17 protein-coding genes are annotated in these 19,278 nt (G+C 72.0%); 9 read left to right on the forward strand and 8 right to left on the reverse strand.

All coding sequences use genetic code 11. The features are described from left to right. Positions 1 to 124: 124 nt before the first annotated feature. From OG828_RS33735 to OG828_RS33770, 8 genes are all read left to right on the forward strand, one after another. On the forward strand, positions 125 to 1,117 hold the full coding sequence (locus OG828_RS33735) for an Lrp/AsnC family transcriptional regulator (protein ID WP_328503282.1): 993 nt from the start codon (positions 125 to 127) through the stop codon (positions 1,115 to 1,117). Positions 1,118 to 1,381: 264 nt separating this feature from the next. After that, the gene (locus tag OG828_RS33740; protein WP_328365024.1) at positions 1,382 to 1,615 is read left to right on the forward strand and encodes a type II toxin-antitoxin system VapB family antitoxin; all 234 of its coding nucleotides are present in this window, start codon (positions 1,382 to 1,384) and stop codon (positions 1,613 to 1,615) included. Further along, the gene (locus OG828_RS33745; protein ID WP_328503283.1) at positions 1,612 to 2,019 is read left to right on the forward strand and encodes a PIN domain nuclease; all 408 of its coding nucleotides are present in this window, start codon (positions 1,612 to 1,614) and stop codon (positions 2,017 to 2,019) included. Before OG828_RS33740 ends, OG828_RS33745 begins: the two co-directional genes overlap by 4 nt. Positions 2,020 to 2,372: 353 nt before the next feature. Continuing rightward, on the forward strand, positions 2,373 to 2,768 hold the full coding sequence (locus OG828_RS33750; protein ID WP_328503284.1) for a DUF4260 domain-containing protein: 396 nt from the start codon (positions 2,373 to 2,375) through the stop codon (positions 2,766 to 2,768). A 254-nt stretch (positions 2,769 to 3,022) separates the two neighbouring features. Next, positions 3,023 to 3,427: a ChaB family protein gene (locus OG828_RS33755; RefSeq protein ID WP_328365033.1), complete on the forward strand. Its 405-nt coding sequence runs from the start codon at positions 3,023 to 3,025 to the stop codon at positions 3,425 to 3,427. Positions 3,428 to 3,455: 28 nt separating this feature from the next. After that, positions 3,456 to 4,826, forward strand: a complete 1,371-nt coding sequence (locus OG828_RS33760; RefSeq protein ID WP_328503285.1) for a zinc-dependent alcohol dehydrogenase — start codon at positions 3,456 to 3,458, stop codon at positions 4,824 to 4,826. A gap of 13 nt (positions 4,827 to 4,839) precedes the next feature. Next, complete coding sequence (locus tag OG828_RS33765) at positions 4,840 to 5,514, forward strand: phosphoribosyltransferase (protein ID WP_328440818.1); 675 nt, start codon at positions 4,840 to 4,842, stop codon at positions 5,512 to 5,514. Between the two features lie 164 nt (positions 5,515 to 5,678). Then, positions 5,679 to 6,053, forward strand: coding sequence for a hypothetical protein (locus OG828_RS33770; protein ID WP_328504986.1), 375 nt, complete (start codon positions 5,679 to 5,681; stop codon positions 6,051 to 6,053). Between the two features lie 48 nt (positions 6,054 to 6,101). Here the strand turns inward: OG828_RS33770 and OG828_RS33775 are convergent, their stop codons facing one another. The 3 genes from OG828_RS33775 to OG828_RS33785 form a co-directional block, all read right to left on the reverse strand. Then, positions 6,102 to 6,758, reverse strand: a complete 657-nt coding sequence (locus OG828_RS33775) for a DUF3105 domain-containing protein (protein ID WP_328440819.1) — start codon at positions 6,756 to 6,758, stop codon at positions 6,102 to 6,104. Between the two features lie 106 nt (positions 6,759 to 6,864). Beyond that, on the reverse strand, positions 6,865 to 7,308 hold the full coding sequence (locus OG828_RS33780) for a hypothetical protein (RefSeq protein ID WP_328503286.1): 444 nt from the start codon (positions 7,306 to 7,308) through the stop codon (positions 6,865 to 6,867). A 123-nt stretch (positions 7,309 to 7,431) separates the two neighbouring features. Beyond that, positions 7,432 to 8,550 carry a CapA family protein gene (locus OG828_RS33785; RefSeq protein ID WP_328503287.1) on the reverse strand — a complete coding sequence of 373 codons (1,119 nt, stop codon included), beginning with the start codon at positions 8,548 to 8,550 and terminating at the stop codon, positions 7,432 to 7,434. Between the two features lie 216 nt (positions 8,551 to 8,766). Here OG828_RS33785 and OG828_RS33790 point away from each other — a divergent pair, with 216 nt between their 5' ends. Continuing rightward, positions 8,767 to 9,903, forward strand: a complete 1,137-nt coding sequence (locus OG828_RS33790; protein ID WP_328365050.1) for a hypothetical protein — start codon at positions 8,767 to 8,769, stop codon at positions 9,901 to 9,903. A gap of 93 nt (positions 9,904 to 9,996) precedes the next feature. Here OG828_RS33790 and OG828_RS33795 read toward each other — a convergent pair whose 3' ends face one another. The 5 genes from OG828_RS33795 to OG828_RS33815 all read right to left on the reverse strand — a co-directional run bounded on the left by OG828_RS33795 (position 9,997) and on the right by OG828_RS33815 (position 19,208). Continuing rightward, a complete protein-coding gene (locus OG828_RS33795) occupies positions 9,997 to 11,037 on the reverse strand; it encodes a rod shape-determining protein (protein WP_328365052.1) in 1,041 nt (346 codons plus the stop codon). A gap of 206 nt (positions 11,038 to 11,243) precedes the next feature. Beyond that, complete coding sequence (locus tag OG828_RS33800) at positions 11,244 to 16,115, reverse strand: SAV_2336 N-terminal domain-related protein (protein WP_328503288.1); 4,872 nt, start codon at positions 16,113 to 16,115, stop codon at positions 11,244 to 11,246. Then, positions 16,105 to 17,112: an AAA family ATPase gene (locus tag OG828_RS33805; protein ID WP_328365059.1), complete on the reverse strand. Its 1,008-nt coding sequence runs from the start codon at positions 17,110 to 17,112 to the stop codon at positions 16,105 to 16,107. The genes OG828_RS33800 and OG828_RS33805 overlap by 11 nt, the downstream gene beginning before the upstream one ends. Before the next feature lie 45 nt (positions 17,113 to 17,157). Beyond that, positions 17,158 to 18,861: a VMAP-C domain-containing protein gene (locus tag OG828_RS33810; RefSeq protein WP_328440825.1), complete on the reverse strand. Its 1,704-nt coding sequence runs from the start codon at positions 18,859 to 18,861 to the stop codon at positions 17,158 to 17,160. Next, a complete protein-coding gene (locus OG828_RS33815) occupies positions 18,858 to 19,208 on the reverse strand; it encodes a CU044_2847 family protein (RefSeq protein ID WP_328503289.1) in 351 nt (116 codons plus the stop codon). The genes OG828_RS33810 and OG828_RS33815 overlap by 4 nt, the downstream gene beginning before the upstream one ends. Positions 19,209 to 19,278: the final 70 nt, after the last annotated feature.

Below are 19,278 nucleotides of genomic sequence, written 5' to 3' on the forward strand. Positions count from 1 at the left end.
TGGCCGTGAAACCGAGAGGGGGCGAACGAAGTGGAAGTAGACTAGGTCGCGTACTTCCGAAGTTGTGGCACAGAAATAAATCAGCCGCAGATTCTTACGTGGCTGAAACATGGGGCCTGGAATCGTGGAGACCACAGGCCGTGCCCACGACAGCGCCCGCGGCCCGCACCGCCGCACCGTCGCACCGTCGCACCAGCAAGAGGAGCCCATGCCGCAGATCGCCCTTGACGCCGCCGACCACGCGCTGATCGCCGAGGTCCGCCGCGACGGACGCGTCACCTACGAGGCGCTCTCCCTGGTACTCGGCATGTCCCGGCCCGCCGCCCGGGCGCGGCTGCGGCGCCTTCTGGACGCGGGCGTGGTACGCGTCGTCGGCGTCGCGCACCCGTCCGTCTTCGGCCGCACGGCCTACGCCCACGTGACCGTCGACGTCGCCGGCCCGGTCCTGCCGGTCGCCGAGCAGGTGTGCGCCATGGACGACGCCGTGTACGTCTCGGTCGTCGCCGGGCACTTCCCCTTGGTCGCCGAGGTGCGCAGCGCCGACCAGGAGGCCCTGGCAGCCGCGGTGCGCCGGATCGCCGCGCTGCCCGGCGTGCGCGACATCCGCACCGCCGTGTACACCGCGATCGTGCAGCACTCCCACTTCCCGCCGGGTCCGTCCAAGGTGGCAGCCCTCGACGCCGTCGACCTCGCCCTGGTGGAAAACCTCCAGCGCGACGGACGCACCCCCTTCGCGGAGCTCGCTGCCGCCGTCTCCCTGTCCACCAGTGCCGCCCGAACCCGGGTGCTACGTCTGCTCGACTCCGGCGCCGTCCACATCGGCGCCCGGGTCCGCCCCGATGCCCTGGGCGCGACCAGGCTCAGCGGCTTCCAGCTCACCCTCGACGGCAACCACGCGGCCGACGCCCTCAAAACCATCGGCGACCTGACCGAGGTGGAATACCTCGCCCACACCATCGGCCGCTGCGACGCCATCGGCACCGCCGCGAGCCACTCCGCCGAGGGCGAACTGACCTTCCTGGAGACACTTCGCGCGGTGCCGGGCATCCGCTCGGTGGAGTCCTGGACCCATCTGCGCCTGATGAAGGAGGACTACGCGCCACCGAAGTCCGACTGACGGCCGTGGCCGGGCCGCGGGGCCGAGCCGGACTGGAGCATGTACGGCCCTCCGCGATGCCCCTGGGACGGTGGCCGGCGGACGACGAATGAGTTCCGGGGGTTCCGCCGCACCCGTCGGCCCAGCTCGCCAGGGCTTCTTCCGACAGTCGGGGAGCCTGGCTCTGTTCGGCACGGGCCTTCATGGGCCTGCTCCTGGGCGGTGGCAGCTCCAATGTTGGCGATGTATCTTGATGACATACATCGTGGATGCTGGAGGTGCTCGATGTCCGTCACACAGATTGATCTCGATGACGAGGCGCTCGCTGAGGCTATGCGGCTGATGGGCGTCACGACGAAGAAGGAAACGGTCAACGCGGCCCTGCGGGACTACGTGGCACGGATCAAGCGCCTCGAGGCCGCCGAGAAGCTCGCCGCGCGCGGTGCGCGTGGTGAGTTCGAGCAGGCCGCGGCGGCGCATGACGCAGGTAAGCGTGCCCGACGCGAGGCCTTCGAGTGATCAGATACCTGCTCGACACCTCCGCCCTGTGGCACCTGTTCCGCACCCCCGGAGCTCTGGCGCCCTGGGAGGGACACATCGCCGCCGGGGTGTTCCACCTCTGCGAGCCGACACGCGCCGAATTTCTCTACTCGGCAACCAGTCCGACTCACCGGGACGAGCTCGCGGAGGAGCTGGACGCACTCTGCCTGCTGTCTCCCGTTCCGAAGAATGCCTGGCGTTGGGTCGATACCGCCCAGTACAAGCTGACACAACAGGGTCAGCATCGTGCGGCAGGAGCGATCGACCTGTTGGTGTGTGCGACCGCGGTCCACCACGGGCACACCGTCCTCCATGTGGACAACGACTTCGCGACGGTCGCCGGAGTGCTCAAGGAACTTCAGCAGCGAGACGTACGAGCCTGATCACCAGGACCGCCTCCACAAGGTCGGTCTGTTGGCCCCTTCGTGGTCGAAGCCCAGCCGATCGACGGCGTATTGCGCGGGCTTTCAAGGAGCGTCAGGGGCCGTTGAGGGGCCACAAGGACAGCAACACATCGACAAGCACCACACAGGACTGACCCTGATCAGCGCGTCTGACCTGGGAAAACATCAAGGAGGCAAGGCGCTCGAAGAACTGCCGGAGTTGACTCCGTAAAGGGCGTCGAGGCCTGGTGGAACGAGACCGCGGGCCGCGAGCAGCGGCGGAACCTGGTACAACTCACCGTGCGCGTCTGGTAGTTGGGTCGCTCAGTCCTCAATTGGCCTACGCTGTGGGCGTGACAAGCGAACGTGCTCATGACGATGCGTCGCAGCGCATCAGAGGAGTCGGCAGCCGACACGGTGTCGGCGGTCGGGTCAGGAAGAGCAGCTGGGGGGCGTTCACCCTGTTCCTGGCTGCGTTCGCGGTTTTCGAGAGCGTCAAGTACGGGTTGCCGACCACGGCTGCGGCGCTGGTGTTCTTCGCTCTGCCCGACCTGGCTCGGCTGGCTGGGATCCGCCCGCCGGGACCCCTCCACCAAGCGGTACACCGCGTGTGGATTCCGCTGGTGGTACTGATCGGCTACGCGTTCGGGCCGATCGTCTGGCCACCGCTGTTCACCGCCGGCCTCGGCTGGCTCACGCGCATCGCCCTTGAGCGGTCTTTCGGACGAGGACTTTCCGCCGGCGCGTGATCCCAGCCAGGTCGCGTTGTCGTCCAGGCCGCGGCGCCCGGTGCGTAGGCACAACGCAGAGACGACACGACACGACACCCCGTCCCTCCCGCCGAAACGCCGCCCCTACACCTGACCAGCGCAAACACACCCGTCACTCTCGAAAGGACGACGGCTTCCGAGGTGTCACGGCGGACGTCCGGGTCGCCGTCGTTATCGCGGCTGTGCGGCGGGAACCCGGTTTCCCGGGTAGCCACACCGAAGGAGTGAGCCATATGCCCGGACGACAGGAGATGCCGTCGACCCTGGAACGGTCCGCCGAGGACGCGCAGCGCACGTGGATCAAGGCGCACGACTCCGCCGTCGAGCAGTACGGCGAGGGTGAGCGGGCGCACCGGGTGGCGTACGGCGCGCTGAAGCACAAGTACGAGAAGGTAGGCGACCACTGGCAGCGCAAAGAGGGCGGCCGCAAGGGGCCCTCGGACCCTCAGTCCGGCCGGCCCCGCGGACGGGGAGGCCGCAGCGGCGAGGGCGTCGACGAGAAGGCCTCCAAGCAGCACCTGTACGACATCGCTCGAGACCTGGACATCGAAGGCCGGTCACGGATGTCGAAGGAGGAGCTGCTCGACGCTATCCGCAAGGCCAACCGCTCCAAGACGCGCGCAGCCCGTTCACGCTGATCTGAAGAGGGATGGAGGGAGCATTCGCATGAAGGCCGTGGTGTGGCACGGACTCGGCGACATACGCCTGGACGACGTGCCGGAACCGACGATCAAGGATCCGTACGACGCGATCGTACGCATCACCACCTCCGCCATCTGCGGCACCGACCTGCATTTCGTCCGCGGCACCATGCCGGGCCTGCAGGAGGGCCGGATCCTGGGCCACGAGGCTGTCGGTGTGGTGGAAGAGGTCGGTTCCGGTGTGCGCAACCTCCGCCCCGGTGACCGGGTGGTGGTGCCGTCCACGGTGGCGTGCGGGACATGCAGTTACTGCCGTGCGGGGTATTACGCGCAGTGCGACAACGCCAATCCCCAAGGGCGGCTGGCGGGCACCACGTTCTTCGGCGGACCGGAGGCCGCAGGCGGCCTGGACGGGCTGCAGGCCGAATACGCCCGCGTTCCCTTCGCGCATGTCGGACTGGTTCCGCTGCCTGACACCGTCGACGACGCCCAGGCGATCCTGCTCTCCGACATCTACCCCACCGCATGGTTCGGCGCCCGGCTGGCCGAGATCGGCGACGGCGACACCGTGGCCGTCATGGGAGCCGGTCCCGTCGGGCAGGCCGCCATCGCCTGTGCCCGCCTCCAGGGCGCCGGGCGGATCATCCTCGTCGACGGCGTGGCCGACCGGCTGGAGGTGGCGCGCAGCCAGCACGCCGAGACCGTCGACTTCAACACCGAGGATCCGGTCGAGGCGGTGCGGGAGCTGACCGGCGGTATCGGTGTCGACCGCGTGATCGAGGCCGTAGGCGTGGACGCGGAGCGGCCGCGGCGCGGGCCGGCCGCGGAGGCGCTGCGCGAGCAGGCCGAGCAGTTCGATCACGAGCGCGCGGAGGCGGCCCCTCAGCAGAACCCGGACAAGAACCCGGACAAGAATCCGGACAAGAATCCGGACGGGGACCCCTGGGTGCCGGGTGACGCGCCGTCGCTGGCGGCCCGGTGGTCGGTGCAGATGGTGGCCAAGGCGGGCACCATCGGCACGGTCGGCGTCTATCCGCCGCAGGTCCAGCACTATCCGTTCGGTGAGGCGTTCATGAAGAACCTCACCCTCAAGTCCGGCAACTGCAACCACCGCCGCTACGTGCCGACGCTCGTCTCACTCGTCGCGGACGGGCGCCTCGACCCCACGCCTCTGGTCACTCGCTGGGGCGACACCCAGGACGCGGTCGAGGCGTACCGCCGATTCGACCGGCGGGAAGCGGGCTGGACGAAGGTGGCCCTCGGAGTCTCGGACCAGGGGTCGGTCGCCCCGGGCCTCGGCGAGGCCGCCGGCACCGGAGCGGCCACGACCGCCGGATCGCCGGGACCGTCCGCGGAGGCAATGGCACACCAAGTCCGAAGGCACACCAAGCACTGAGAGGGCCGCGATCATGCGCTTCCGCGATCGTCGCCACGCCGGCCGGGAACTCGCGGTCCGGCTCATGGAGTGGGCAGCCGAGGTCGAGCTGGTCGACCCCGTCGTACTGGCGCTGCCGCGCGGCGGCGTTCCGGTGGCGGCCGAGGTGGCCCGAGCCCTCGAGGCACCGCTGGATGTGCTGGTCGTGCGGAAGATCGGCGTCCCGGGTCACCCGGAGACCGGCATCGGCGCGATCGCGGGTGACGATCCTCCACTGTTCGACCGGCGCTCACTGGAGATGCTCGGCCTGACCGAGGACCGGCTCGCCCCGGACGTAGCCCGCGAGCGCACCGAACTGCGCCGCCGGGAACAGCGGTACCGAGGCGAGCGCCCCATGCCCCCGCTCAAGGACCGGGCTGTGATCCTCATCGACGACGGGCTCGCCACCGGCGCCACCGCACGCGCCGCCCTGCGCCACCTGCGCCGCCGGGGCCCGGCTCGGCTGGTCCTCGCCGTCCCCGTCTGCGCTCCCGACACCGCCGCGGCGATGCGCTCGGAAGCGGAAGCCGATGACGTCCTCTGTCTGCACCACCCGTCGGACTTCTACGCGGTCGGGCAGTGGTACGACGACTTCGACCAGGTCAGCGACGAGGAGGTCATGCAGACACTGCACGAACACGGCGCCCCGGCAAGCACAAGCAGGAGCTGATCGGTCTTTCAGGTTCAGGCAGGTTGTGTCGGGTTCCGCGGCGCTGACGGAACTCAGCGCCGCTTCGGGGTCGCGCTGCACGCCTCCTGGGTGCGCTCCAGCTACCCGAGGAGTCACGGCGGCCCGCGCGAGGACGTACCGGGCACGGGCCGCCCGCCGTCCGCCTGTTGCGCGCTGCCGCGTCGGCGGACATCAAGCCGTCGGAGATGTCGGCCGCTCCGGCGGCCGGTGTCGAGGCGTCGGCGAAGGTCGAGGTGATCGCCTCCCTGACCGGGTGCAAGCCCAAGATCCGCGTCGAGGCGGAGCAGCTGCGCGAGGGGGTGTGCCGCACGAAGGAGGCCGAGTACGTCATCACCACCTTCCCCGAGGAGAAGTACACCCAGGTCTGGCTGGACTTCGCCGCGGTCTACGGCGGCAAGTACCTGGTCGGCGAGCGCTGGGTCGTCAGTGCGAAGCCGGAGATGCTGGAGCGGTTCCGGGACAAGATCGGCGGGACCGTCCGGGAACTGCGGGGCACGGGGCCGACTGCCGGTCCGTAGACGGGGGCACGTCTACGAACCGGCACGGACTGGGCCACGATCAGCCACTCACGCCCCGGTCAGGCCCCCGGAGCAGGCGGCGCCCGGCTCAGGAGTCTGCGCACCCTGGACGTACTTGGTGAAGAACTGCTCCACCCTCGGGTCGGACGCCTTGTCCACACTGAGCTGGCGGCCCCAGGCCGACAGCATGATGGACCCGGACTGGTCGTCGTTCGGGCTCATCAGGGTGTAAGGCGTCCGGGAGACCTTGTCGCCGAGCGTCTTGATGTCGGCGTCGGCGGCTTTGTCGTTGTACGTCACCCAGACCGCGCCGTGCTCCAGGGAGTGCACGGCGTTCTCGTTCGGGACGGGCTTGGTGTAGACCGTTCCGTCGCAGGTCATCCAGGCCTGGTGGTGGTCGCCGCCGACGGGTGGGTCCATCGGGTAGTCGACGGTGCCCTCGACGTGGTTCTGCTTGAGCTCCTTCTTCGCCCAGGTCCGCTCGCCGCGTACGGGCTTCTTCGCCGCGGCGGCCTGCTGCTCGTCCTTCTCGTCGGCCTTGTTGAGGGCGTACCCGCCCCAGCCGACCAGTCCGGCGACGATGACCGTGCTGAGCGTGATGGTGATGATCCGGTTGCGGCGCTCGCGGGCCTGGTCGGCGCGGCGCATCTCCTCTATTCGCGCCCGCCGTGCCTGGGCGGCGGCCTTCTTGCTGGTTCTGCTCATGGCTGTGTGTTCCTCGTCCCCGCCGAACGGCGGTGCATGCAGGGGTGGTTGGACGTACGCCGCCGGGCCGGTGCGCACACGTGCGTAACGGGCCCTGGGAGTTCGTCTACGTCCGCTGCACCTGGAGGACGTGGAGATCGGGAGCGCGACAGGCCGGCGTGGGCCCGGCGATGCGCGGGGCGGTGTCCGGCGGCCGGGGCAGGTCCGGCGAGCGGGGGAGGATCGCCGGGAGGGGATGGACGGGAGCGGCGAGCACGGCTCGTACGGCGTCGACGGCCCGGTGGCAGCACATGTCGCCGTAGGGGCAGTCGGAGGCGTGCGCGACGGGCGCCGCGAGGGGTTGCTCGGCAGGGGGGACCGTCGCGGCGGTGGACACGGAGATCGTGGCGGCGGCGTCGGCCGGGGCGCTCTGACCGGGCGTCACGAGGCCCAGGCAGAGCACCAGCGCGGAGAGCAGTACGGAGAGCAGTGCGGCGGTGGCAGGGCTGAGCGCCGCGATCCGCGCGGTCCGCCGCGTGCCGCGGGTCGCGTCCTGCGCCCGGCTCTTCATCGCGTTGATATTAGGCGGTGCCTGTGAGCGAGTTGGGGTCGGTGGTGTCCGGGGTGCGGACGTGCGGCGGCGGGATCTCTTTCGTTCGTGCTCATCGGGGCCGAAGCCGAGGCTGGCTGACGGTCACCCCGGCATATCGGCAAGCATCAGCCGAAGCGTGCCGTCGCGCTCCACCGCGATCCGCGGCCCGCCGCTGATCCGGCCCAGCGTCTCCGCGAGCCACGCGCGGTCATCCGGCGGCGCGGACTCCAGCCGCATCCGCCGCGCCCGCAAGGGCATCAGGCGCAGCCCGGTCAGCCGTCCCGTCTCCGCGTCCAGCGAGACGAGGTGGGCGAGGCGCAGGTCGTCGCGGTACTGCTCGTAGCCGGAGATGCCTTCGTAGTCGTCGATGAAGTCGCCGCAGCCGTGCAGGATCAGCCGGTCGCGGTACACCTCCAGCGGGCGGGGATGGTGCGAGGAATGCCCGTGGACGACGTCGGCGCCGCCGTCGACCAAGGCGTGCGCGAAGGCGGTCTGGTCGTGCGGGACGCGGTAGCCCCAGTTGGAACCCCAGTGCACGGAGACGACGACGAGGTCGCCCGCGCGTCTGACCTGTCGTATGCGTACGACCGTCGCGGCGGCCTCGGCGGCGGAGAGTTCGGGCACGTAGGCGACACCGGACCGGCCCGTCGTCGCGGCCCAGTCGGGCGGGATGCCGCTGGACCACGCCCCCAGGGCGAACACCAGGACCCGGTGGCCGTGCCCGAGCGGGACGACCGCCGGCGCGTACGCCTCGTCGGCGTTCCGTCCCGCTCCCGCCGTCCGCAGGCCCGCGCCGGCGACCGAGCCGAGGGTTTCGTCGAGTCCGGGGCGGCCGAAGTCGAGGACGTGGTTGTTGGCCAGGACACACACGTCGGGGCGGGCCACGGTCAGGGCGGGCAGGTTGGCCGGGTGCATCCGGTAGTGCACCTCCTTGCCGGGCGCGAACGCGTCGCTGCGCGTGACGGACGTCTCCAGGTTCAGAATCCGCACGTCCGGCCCGGCCTCGTCCAGCACGCGCAGCGCCTCGCCCCACGGCCAGGACGGGGGTACGGGTGCGGGGACGGGCCCGTGCGCCGCCTCGGCCAGGTCGACGTAGGAACGGGCGTCCGCGACCCACGTCTCCCGCAGGGCCGGATCGCCCGGGTGCGGGAGGATCTGGTCGACACCTCGTCCGAGCATCACGTCGCCGCACAGGAACAGCGTGACTACGCCGCTACCCATACAGCCAGCTTAAGCGGGTCGAGTGGAAGTCGGCCGACGGTTCGGCAGCGCCCCCGAAGGGGCGCGGGGAACTGCGCGACAAGCCACGACGGCGCCGCAGCCGACCGACTACCGGCCCCCGCCCATCGCCCATTTAGACTTGCGCCGGCGCGTCAGCCCCGCCCAGCAGGGGCGACGCTGCCCCGGGGGTGACCGTGGACGAGGGGGAGTAGCAGCATGGCCGGACAGCCGTCCGACGAGACGCCCATTTCCGACGACGAGTGGGAGCGCTTCCTCAAGGAAGCGGAGCGGGAGACCCCGGCCTCGGCTCCGAAGGAACCGTCCGCGCGGGCCCGTATGGTCACCGCACGATTGCGGGAGCAGGACGCGCGGGGGCAGGCGCCCGAAGCGTGGCGTGCCGGGCCCGACCGGCGGGTGACGGAGCGGCGCGGGGCACGGCGCCGGCGGCTGTGGGCGATCCTCGGCGTTCCCGTCGCGATCGTCGTCGCACTGGTGGCGGTGAAGCCGTCGCTGCTCCCCGGGGACCCCTTCGGATCCGGCGCCTCGGACGATGCCGGCGCCGCCTCCCCGCTGCCCGCCGAAACCGCCCGCCCCACCGCACCGCCGTCCTCGGTGGCCCCGGACACCGCCACCCTCGCCGACCCGTTCGCCGGGTCACCGGCCAAGGACTACGCCGACGGCGCGGCCGGGATCGTACTGCCGAAGGCGACCGCGGTCGGCGCGTTCTCCGCGGCGCAGGTGGGCCAAGCCCTGCGGCAGACCCGGGAGTTGCTGGTCGACGCGAACCTCGACCCGGTCACGCTGCGCGGCGGCCGGCCCGAGACCGCGTTCGACGTGATCGAGCCGGAGCAGACGGAGCTTGTGGAGTTGCTCGACACGTCGTTGCGCAAGCCCGACAAGGACCACGACCCCCTGACCATGTTCAGCCGCTTCGACCCCGACGAAGTCCGCCTCGCCGGTGACGTCGTCAAGACACGCGGGCGGATGACCTTCGGGGCCGGCGAGGACGGCTCGCTCGCCGTGCACGCCGACTACACCTTCGTCTACCCGCTGGTGAAGGCGGGCGACGGTGCGACTGAGGTGGCCCGGACCGTCGTACGCCGCGTGCTCGACCTCCGCCTCGACGATCCCGGCCGCTACCAGGTCACGCCGGGAAAGATCGCCGTCCAGCGCTACGACCAGGAGATCGGCAACTCCGCCTGCGACGTCTACGACGGCTTCCTCCACCCCGGTTTCGACTCGGACGTCCCCTCCGGCCCCTCGCCCTCCGGTTCGGCGGTGGACCCGTACGACCGCAGTCGCACTCCGAACCCGGACCGCGAGGAGGAGTGCGGGACGGTCACCCGTACGTAGGCGCTCCGCTGGTGGTGCGGTGCGGTGCGGTGCCGGGACGGGCCGTGGTCGTCTGCGGGTTCGTTGTGGCTGGTCGCGCAGTTCCCCGCGCCCCTACGGGGCGCTGCTCGTATCCAGCGCGATCGGCTCGATCTCGCCCTCCAGCATGCAGCCGAGGCCCTGTACGGCACACACGTCGGGCCGTTCCGCGATGTGTACCGGCATGCCGGTCGCCTGGCGCACCATCTGGTCGAGGCCGGGGATCAGGGCGCTCCCGCCGACCATCATGACCCCCCGGTCGGACAGGTCGGCCACCAGGTCGGGCGGGCAGTCCCGCAGCACCTTGCCGATGCCGTCGAGGACGGCGGTGAGCGGGGTCTGGATGACGTCGCGTACGGCGGCGGTGTCGACGTGCACGGAACGGGCGAGACCGGTGGCGACGTCCCGGCCGTGGATCTCGGTGGAGGCGGGCCCGTGGGGCGTGAGTCCGTTGCCGGAGAGGGCGAGCTGCAGGGGTCGTACGGACTGGCTCGGCAGCATCAGTTCGTGCTGGTGCCGCAGGTGCTGCACGATCGCGCGGTCGACGGCCTCGCCGCCCACGGAGATGCGCTCGGCGGTCACGATCGCGCCCAGCGACAGCACGGCGATCTGCGTGGCGGCGGCCCCGCACACCAGCACCATCGTGGCCTCCGGCTGCTCGACGGGCAGCCCGCAGCCGACGGCGGCGGCGATCAGCGTGTCGACGAGCTCGACCCGGCGCGCACCCAGCCCGACGAGCGTCTCGATCGTCGCCCGCTGGGCCAGCGGGTCCGCGTCGTGCGGTGTGCAGGCGGCGGCCCGCAGGAACGGTTTGCGGCGCAACGAGCGGCGGATCTTGTCACCGAGCAGATGCCGCAGCATCCGCTGTGCCATGTCGATGTCGACGACACTGCCCCCCGATACGGGCCTGACGACCCGGATGTACGGCGGCGTACGGCCCGTCATCCGCTCCGCGGACTCCCCGACCGCGATCAGCGCACCGGTCCTGGTGTTCACGGCCGCCGCCGACGGTTGGTCGACGACGAGCCCGGCCCCCTTCAGATAGACCCGGGTCCGCGCCGCCCCCAGGTCGACGGCGAAATGGCAACGGCGCAACTGGTTCAGACTGTCGGTCACGGCAGATCCTCCCGAGTGCAGAGCGTGGCGGGCCGCCGGACGCGCGCCGGCCGGCCTCGTTTCGCGGGCCGCCGGGCGGCGGGCCTCTCCCTCGCATCGTGCGGGGGGCGTGACGGGGCCCGCCTGTTCTGGGGGGCCGGGTGGGGTGCGACTGGACGGGTGATTCCTGATCTTCGCGCGGCGCGTCGCCGTCCTGTCCTGTCAGCTCAGCGGTATCGGGCGGCGGTCATGAGCGTACGGAGACTCGTGACGAGGTGCGTCTCGGCGTCCGCCGCGCGCAGTCGCCGCAGGGTCCGGTCGTCCGTGCTGAAGCCGATGAACGGCAGGCCGATGGCGCGGGCGGCGGTCTGCTCGGCGACGGTGGAGCCGATCAATACGGCGCGGGCGGCGGGCACGCCGAGCCGGTCGAGGGCCCGATGGAGGACGTGCGGGTGCGGCATGAGGAGGGCGAGTTCGGTGCCGCGGCCGTGCACGCCACCCGTCACGTGCCGGGTCAGGCCCCGTCGGTCGAGGTGTTTCCTGACCGGCTCGGTCGCCCGGTCGGTCACCACGGCCAGGGGGACCTTCGCCGCGGACAGGGTGCTCACCAGCTGGTCGGACAGCGGGGTGGGCCGCGCGGTCGCCGCCGCCCGCGCCTCGTGCGAATCCATCCGGCGCCGCACCTCCTGCGCGAGGCCGTGCCCGGCGAACGCCCTGAGCAGATCGAGGGAGTTGGCATGCCCCTCCAGCGGCGGAACCGGCCCGCCCCCCGGCAGTAGCGGCTGCCCGCTCAGCGCGTCCTCGGGATCACGTTCCTCCGCGATGAGCCGCGCCACGTCCCGCAGCACCTCCCGCTCGGCGCTCGCAGGGAACATGCGGGCCAGCACGTCGTCGAAGGCCAGGATGACCGCGTCGGCGTCGGCGATGAGGGCAGACGAGGCATTGGTCGGGCGTGACTGGTCGGGCCGGGTGCCGAGCGTCGTGGTCTGGAGCTCGGCGGGCAGGATCCAGCGGATGACATAGCCGGGCACCTTCGTCCGGGTCAGGGTCTCGCTCAGTTCGTCGCCGTACAGGCCCAGCGCGCCGAGCAGCGTTTCGGTCAGCAGGCCGGGCAGGTCGAGACCGGGGCTGCTCGCGGCCTTCACGGGGTCGTTGACGCGCCATCTCACCTCGACGCCGGGAACGGTGTCGGGTGTGAGACCGCGCTCCGTCAGGTCGACCTTGAAGTACTGCCAGGCCACACGGACGCGGCTGGGTGCCCAGCGGGTCAACGAAGAGTCCATGGGGACGAGTTCGCCGCCGGGGAGGGAGACGACGAGGGCCTCGGACGCTTCCTCGGCAGGCACGAGCTCCCCGTCGGACATGGGGAAGGGGCCGCGCACCGCGGTGGCGGGCGACGACGTGACCGTGTCGTGGGCCGCGCCGAAGGAGGCGACCACGACCGCCGCAGTCGCTTCGCGCGCACCGTCGGGCCGGACTGCTTCATACCACCCCGTCGCATCACCCAACTGCACGAACAGCTCCGGGTCGGCGTGGGGATTCTCCTCCACCTCGACCTGGTGCCAGAAGTCCGAGAAGGCGATGACCGCCTGCGCACCCGAGGCGTCCAGGGCGGCCTTGACCGACTCGGAGCCCGGACGGTCGCCGTCCTCCTCGCTGCCGTCCGGCCGGAACCACGCCTGCCAGAACTCCACGCGGAGACGGCGGCCGTCGAGGCGCTCCAGCAGTTCCCGCAGCCCGGTCATCGTCGCTCGGAAGAGCGGAGCTCCGTCCAGGTACGGCGCCATCCGCACCGTGAAGCCGTCTTCGTCGTCGAGCCGTTGGTAATCGGAGGGAGCGAGACCACTCACCGCGACCAGGATCGAGACCAGCCGACGGAGGTTCTCCAGCGCCTCGTCGGTCGGCCGGCCATCCGCGAACTCGAAGCGGGCGCAGTCGCGTTGGTCGATGTCCGGCTCGTTGTCGAACGCCTCCGGCGGAAGCTCGTCGCGCGGATCGACCGGCACGTCCTCCTGGGGAAGCGGCTCCTCCGACGCCAGCTCCTCGGCCGCCACGGCGTAACCGAGCAGGTAGTCGGTGACGGTACTGTCGGCGGCGGGCTCCTCGCCCCCACCCTCCGGAGCGTCGTCGAACCTCTCCAGCTCGTCACGCAGTTCGTGTCCCAGGGTCCGCAGTTCCGGATTCTGCCCGCCGGACACCTCGTACTCCTCGTACGCCTCCAGAGCCTCCTCGCTACGGCCCTGGCGGCGGAGCGCGATGATGTACAGGCGGCGGAAGTCCTCACGGTCGGGATGGGCGCGGAGCAGCTCGGCGAGGTCGGTCTCGGCGCGCTCCAACTCGCCGCGCTCCAGGCCGAGTTCGGCGCGGGAACGGTAGAGGCCGAGGCGGAGCTGCTGGAGCCGGACGCAGGCGGTGTGCGCGGCGGGGCCGGGGACGTCGGCGAGGGGTTCGTCGCCGCGCCAAAGCTCCAGGGCCCGGTCGTAGTGCGAGCCGTGGCGGGGCGTGCGGGCCACGAGCCGTTCGCACGCGATCAGGTCGACGAAGTCGGCGCTCGTGTGCAGGGCGTAGCCGTCGGGCTGGACGGCGAGGGTGCCGGGACCCAGCAGGGTGCGCAGTGCGGAAGCCTGCCGGCGCAGCGCGGCCACGGTGTCCTGGGGCGCCTCGCCCGGGCCCCACACGCCGGCGGCCAGCTCGTCGTGGGTCACCTTGCGGCCGTGTCTGAGCAGCAGCATGGCGAGCATGGGCCGCAGGTCCGGGGGGATGGGGATGTCGCCGGTCGGGCCTTCTACACGCAGGGGACCCAGGACGTAGTAGGAGCGCCGCTCGTAGGCCTCCCTGGCCGCCCGCAGGAGATCCGGGTCGGTGAGCTGTTCCAGGCCCTCCATCTGCGTGTCCGGGACCGGGGACAGCAGCCGGTTTATGGCCTCCGCGAACCGCGGTCGCAAGCTGCTCGGCAGATGGATCAGCTGGTCCGGGTGCACCGGCCCCCGCAGCCACGCGGTCACCGCCGCCAGTTCGAGCAGCACCTCGGCCAGGGCCCGCAGATCAGGGCCGGCGGTGCGGCCCGGTGTGAAGAGGGTGATCTTCACCGTGCCGTCCGGCAGGAGGACGACCTGCCCTGCTTCGAGCCCTTTGTGGAAGATGCCGGACAGGTGGCAGGCCCGCAGGGCCCCCGCGAGCTGCGTCCCGATCGACACCAGCAGCGGATACGGAAGCTCGTAACCGCCCACCTCGGCCATCGCGTTGAGCGGAATGCCGTCCAGATGCTCCATCACCACGTACGGGATGTCGTCCTCGATGCCGAAGTCGTGGACGGTCACCACACCCGGCTCCTCGATGCCCTGGAGCATCCGCGCCTCCCGCAGGAAGGCCTCCCGCCTCTCCGGATCGGTGACCGGCCGCTGCCGCCGGATCACGACGGTCCGGTCCGCCTCGGTGTCATGGGCCCACCGCAGCGTGCCGTCCGGCCTGAGCAGGCCCAGCATCCGGTAGCGGCCCGCGAGAACCGGCGGCACGGACCCCGACGTCCCCGCGCCCCGGCTGCCCGTCAACTGCCGCACGCTCTCCGTGGTGACCGTCGCGAAGGCCTCCCCTTCCACAACGGTCGGCGTACCGCCCGCCGCCGGTGTGGACGCCCGGAACTCACCCGGCGCCGCTCCCGCCCGCTCGTCGATCAACCCGCCCACCCGGGTGAGCAGTTCGGCCGTACGCCCCCGCGCGGTCCGCGGCAGGCTGCGCAGCAGCAGTTCGCCCACGCCGGGCCGGAAGGCGTACGACCCGGCCGGGCCGGGGACCGTGGTGAGCATGCCGCTGAGGATCACCTCGGCGAGATGCTGGGGGCGCGGGCGTGGCTCGACGGCGGCCTGGACGAGGCGCATGACCGGCAGGTCAGGGCGGCCGAGCGCGAGATGGCCGGCCAGCCGGAACGCCTCCGTCGAGGCCGTCGCGCGGAAGCGGAGGACCAGCTCCTCGGCGGACAGGCCGGTGATGTCCGTACGGTTGTCGGAGGCGGCCGGCAGCGGTCCGCCCAGCCGGGCCGCCGAACCGGGAAACTCCTGCCCTCCCGGCGCCGCGACCAGCGCCGCCCAGTTCGCCAGCCAGCGCGGCCCCGGCTCCAGCACGGGCAGCGGGACGGTGCCGTTGCCGTCCGGCGCGTCGAGGGCGTCGTCGTACGGCGTGAACGCGAGCGAGGCCGCCGGTGCCGCCGGATGTGGTGCCGACAGGCGGCCCGGCGCCGACGGCAGAGCCGTGTCCCGCCACAGGTGTTCCGGGAGGGGCTGTACGACGGCCAGCGGCATCCGGTGCGCCCAGCGGGCCAGCGTGCCGAACCAGCGGGCGCCGGCCGGACCCTGCCGCCATTGCGGGCCCATGCAGTCGCTGACCAGCAGGGTGACCGTGCGGCCGTCGCCGGGGAGGGGGAGGGAACGCACGGTGCCGTCCGGGTGGGCGCGGTGCAGGGTGACCGTGCGGAAGATCCCGGACTGGACGAGCGCGGTGTGCAGTTCGCGGATCAGGGGGCGCCAGACCGGCATGGTCGGGCCCGTGTCGTACACCAGATTCAGCCGCAGCCAGCGCTCCCGCGCGGGCCGCAGCACCGGCAGCCACCATTCGGGGGCGGCCCCGAGGCGGGCGATGCGGTCGGCCGTGGCCCGCTCGTCCAGTTCGAGCCGGTCGGGGGCGTCGCTGCGGCGCTTGAGCGGGCGCAGGGAGCGTTGCAGGGCCAGAGGGTGGCGCAGCATCGGGGGCGCGGGGGCCAGGAGGGTGGTGTGGAGTTCGGTGGTGGGCGCCGGCGCGGGTTCAGGCGCGGGCAGGTGCAGCGGGGCGCGAGGGGCTGGCGGCGGGGACTGTTCGCTGATGTTCTGTTGCCCGGCTGGGGGTGGCGGAGGTGTCTGCGTCGCGGCTTCGGGAGGTCGTACGGCATCGGCGGGGGCCTGCGCGGCAGGGGCGGCCGGGGGTTCGGCCGGGGGCTCCATGTGGCGGGCCAGCCATAGGAGTTCGGCCAGTTCGAGCGGGGTCGGGTGCGGGCCGCCGGACGCCTCGGCCAGCATGTCGGCCAGGCGGAGCAGCGGCGTGCGCGGTCCGGGGCGCTCAGAAGGCATCGGTCTGCGGTGCCTCGCTCAGATACGGCATCAGCTGCTCGGCCAGCTCGTCGAGGGACTCGGCGGCCAGGTCGGAGGAGCGGGCCAGGTAGATGGCGTTCAGGAGCTGGTCGGTGGCGAGGTCGCCGCCGCCCACCCGGGACAGGAAACGGTCGATCAGGGTCTGCGCGTAGGCGTCGGGATCCTCGTCGAAGTGGGCGCGGACGATGTCGGCGAGCTGGCCGTCGTCGGGTTGCCGCAGGCGCAAGGTCACACAGCGGCGCAGAAAGGCTGGCGGGAACTCGCGCTCGCCGTTGCTGGTGAGGACGACGAAGGGGAAGGCCCGGCAGCGCACCCGGCCGCGCCGCACCGGCACCCGCTGGTCGGCGCCGTCGATCATCACCTCGGCCGTGCGGGAGCCCCGGATCAGTTCGGGGATCTCGTACTGGCCCTCCTCCAGCACGTTCAGCAGGTCGTTGGGCAGGTCGAGGTCGCTCTTGTCGATCTCGTCGATGAGCAGGGCGCGCGGGCGGGCGTAGGGGAGGAGGGCGGTGCCCAGCGGGCCCAGCCGGAGGTGGTCCTCGATGCCGCCCGCGCCGTCGGTCCCCGCCGCCGGGGTGTGCCGGGCCGCGTACAGGCGGGACAGCGGGTCGTACTGGTAGAGGCCGTCGTGCAGGGTGCTGCGGCTGGTGATGTTCCAGCGCAGGACCGGGCCGAGGCGCAGCTCGCGCGCGACCGCGTACACCAGGGAGGACTTGCCGGTGCCGGGCGGACCGGTCACCAGGAGCGGGCGCCGCAAGTACAGGGCGGCGTTGACCAGTTGGACCGTCTGCGGGGTGGCCCGGTAGGTCGCGGCGCGATGAGTGCGGTCCGGGGAGACGGCCGACGCGTCGGCGGCCCCGTCCGGGGCGTCGAGCACCGGGCCACCGTCGAAGGCCCGCCAGGGCGGGGGCGGCGGCAGCCGGTCGATGCCGTCGTGCGGCTCGGTCGTACCGGTGTAGACGGGCCACAGGGGCATGGATCTTCTCTCCATGGGTGGTTCGTGTCGTGGTCGGTGGGCAGCTCAGACGACGGGTGAGTGCATGCAGGCGGCGGGCTCGGGGAAGCAGCGCGGGTCGTCCCAGAGCAGCTGGACGTCCTTCGCCCAGTGGCTCTCCGGATCGTCGTCCGCGTCCGCCGCCTCTCTCAACTCCATGACGTGACGCGGGAGTTCGATGGGCGGGACATCGGCGACGGAGGCGGCGAGCTCGTCGAGGAACGCGGCCCCGGAACAGGGACCGTCGTGCCGCAGATCGGCACAGCCCGTGCGCGACCACAGCAGCACCGGCACCGGAGTGTTGAGGCCGACCTCGAAGTGCGGCTGTGCGGTGGACGGCGGGAAGGCGAAGCCCGCCAGGTCGGCCGAGTGGTCGCGCAGCCGCTTGCGCAGGCTCGGCGGCCGCTCCGGGGCACCGCACTCCACGCGGTGCAGCCGCGCGCCGGGACAGGCGTCCAGCTGCTGCCACCGCTTGGCCAGCCGGTGCCGCAGCCGCCCGCTGCGGTGCCGGGACCGGTCCACCACGACCAGCGGATAGGCACAGCCCAGCGGGGTGGAGTCGTCCTCACCGCACTCCCAGTGCGCCACCGGCTCGTTCAGCCACTCGCGGGGCAGCACGAACGTGATCAGCTCGTCCGCGTCCGGAGCGAGCTGGCTGAACGCCTCGTCGATGCGCTCCTGGACGTACGCCCGTACGGCGGTGCGCGGCAGCCTGCGCGACCCGATGCGCCGCCGGTGCCCGTCGCGGTAGGCGGACACCTCGACGGTGACCTGGTCGACGCCTGCACCGCTGTGCTCGATCTCGACCAGGATCGGCGACCACGCGTGCGCGGCGGTGGGCCGGGCGGGCGGCGCGTCCAGCAGCTCCTGCAGCCGGTCGGCGAACCGGCCCACCGCCTCCGCGCCCGGCACCTCCCGCTGCACATACTCGGCAGCCGCCCCGAGCGACGCGAACCCGCCCTCCGGCAACGGCGGTCCGAACAGGCCCACCGCATCGACGTACAGCCGGTTCGGATCGCAGTCGACGTCGTGCGCCACCGCCCTTCGCGCCAGCGTGTACAACCGCCGTACGGCATCCGGGTGGTGGTCGGGAGTGGGGACCCGTTCGCCCAACTCGGGGTGGTGGTCGGGAGTGGGGACCCGCTCGCCCAGCTCGGGCCAGTAGCGGGCCATGACCTGGGTGGGCAGCATCCGCCCGACCCGGACCTCTCGCGAACCCGCGATCGACGCCACCATGCCGACGACCCTGCCGTCCGGGAGTGTCATCGCCGCGCCGCTGAAGCCGGCCGCCAAGGGCTGCCCATGGGCCGTCACGGCCTCCAGCTGGCGCCACTCGTCCGCGACCAGTGCGCCGCGCACGGCCTGGTACTGGGCGAGCATGCCCTCGTCGTACCCCTTGGGAAAGCCGTATGCGACGAGTGTCGGTGCGGGGTCGCCCAGTTCGGCGCCCGGCGGTGCGAACTCGGCCGGCGTCAGCGGGACTTCGCGGTCCAGTTCGAGGACGGCCAGATCACCGTGGTCGGACGCGCCGCTCGACCAGCCGCCGTGCACGATCACCGTGGCGGGCAGCGGACCGAGGTCCCTGGCGCCGGGGAAGGTCACCGTCACCGCCGACGTGTCGCGCCGGCGCACGACGTGGGCGCAGGTGAGGACACGGCGGGGAGAGACCAGGAAGCCCGCGCCGATCTCGTTCCCGCAGGAGATCCGGGCGTGCCAGGCAGCGCCGCTCATGACCGGTCGGCGGCCTCCGGTGCCGCCGGGGTCTGTCCCGGGGACCAGCTGAGCTTCACCACCAGATGGCCCTCCGCCGACCCCTTGGCGATGACCGCCCCGGACTCGGCGGTCAGCTTCACGCCGAACTCCAGCTCCACCGACTCCGGCCGCAGCGAGCCGTCCCGGAAGACCCGCAACGCGGACTCGGCCGCCGCCCGGACCCCGTCCAGCGCGCCCTCGAACGTGCGCGCCGCCCGCGCGGGCCCGTCGCTGCGCGAGACCAGCCGGGCGCCCGACTCGTCCTCGACACCCTCCACGACCACCATGGCGCCGCCCTCGGTCCGGAACTCCATCAACCCGTCCATGGCGTCGCCCGCTCCCCCGTGATGAATGTGACCTGTACGAACTCCATTGTTACGGACCGTGCTTGGAGAT

This window comes from Streptomyces sp. NBC_00457 (assembly GCF_036014015.1).
GTDB lineage: Bacteria > Actinomycetota > Actinomycetes > Streptomycetales > Streptomycetaceae > Streptomyces.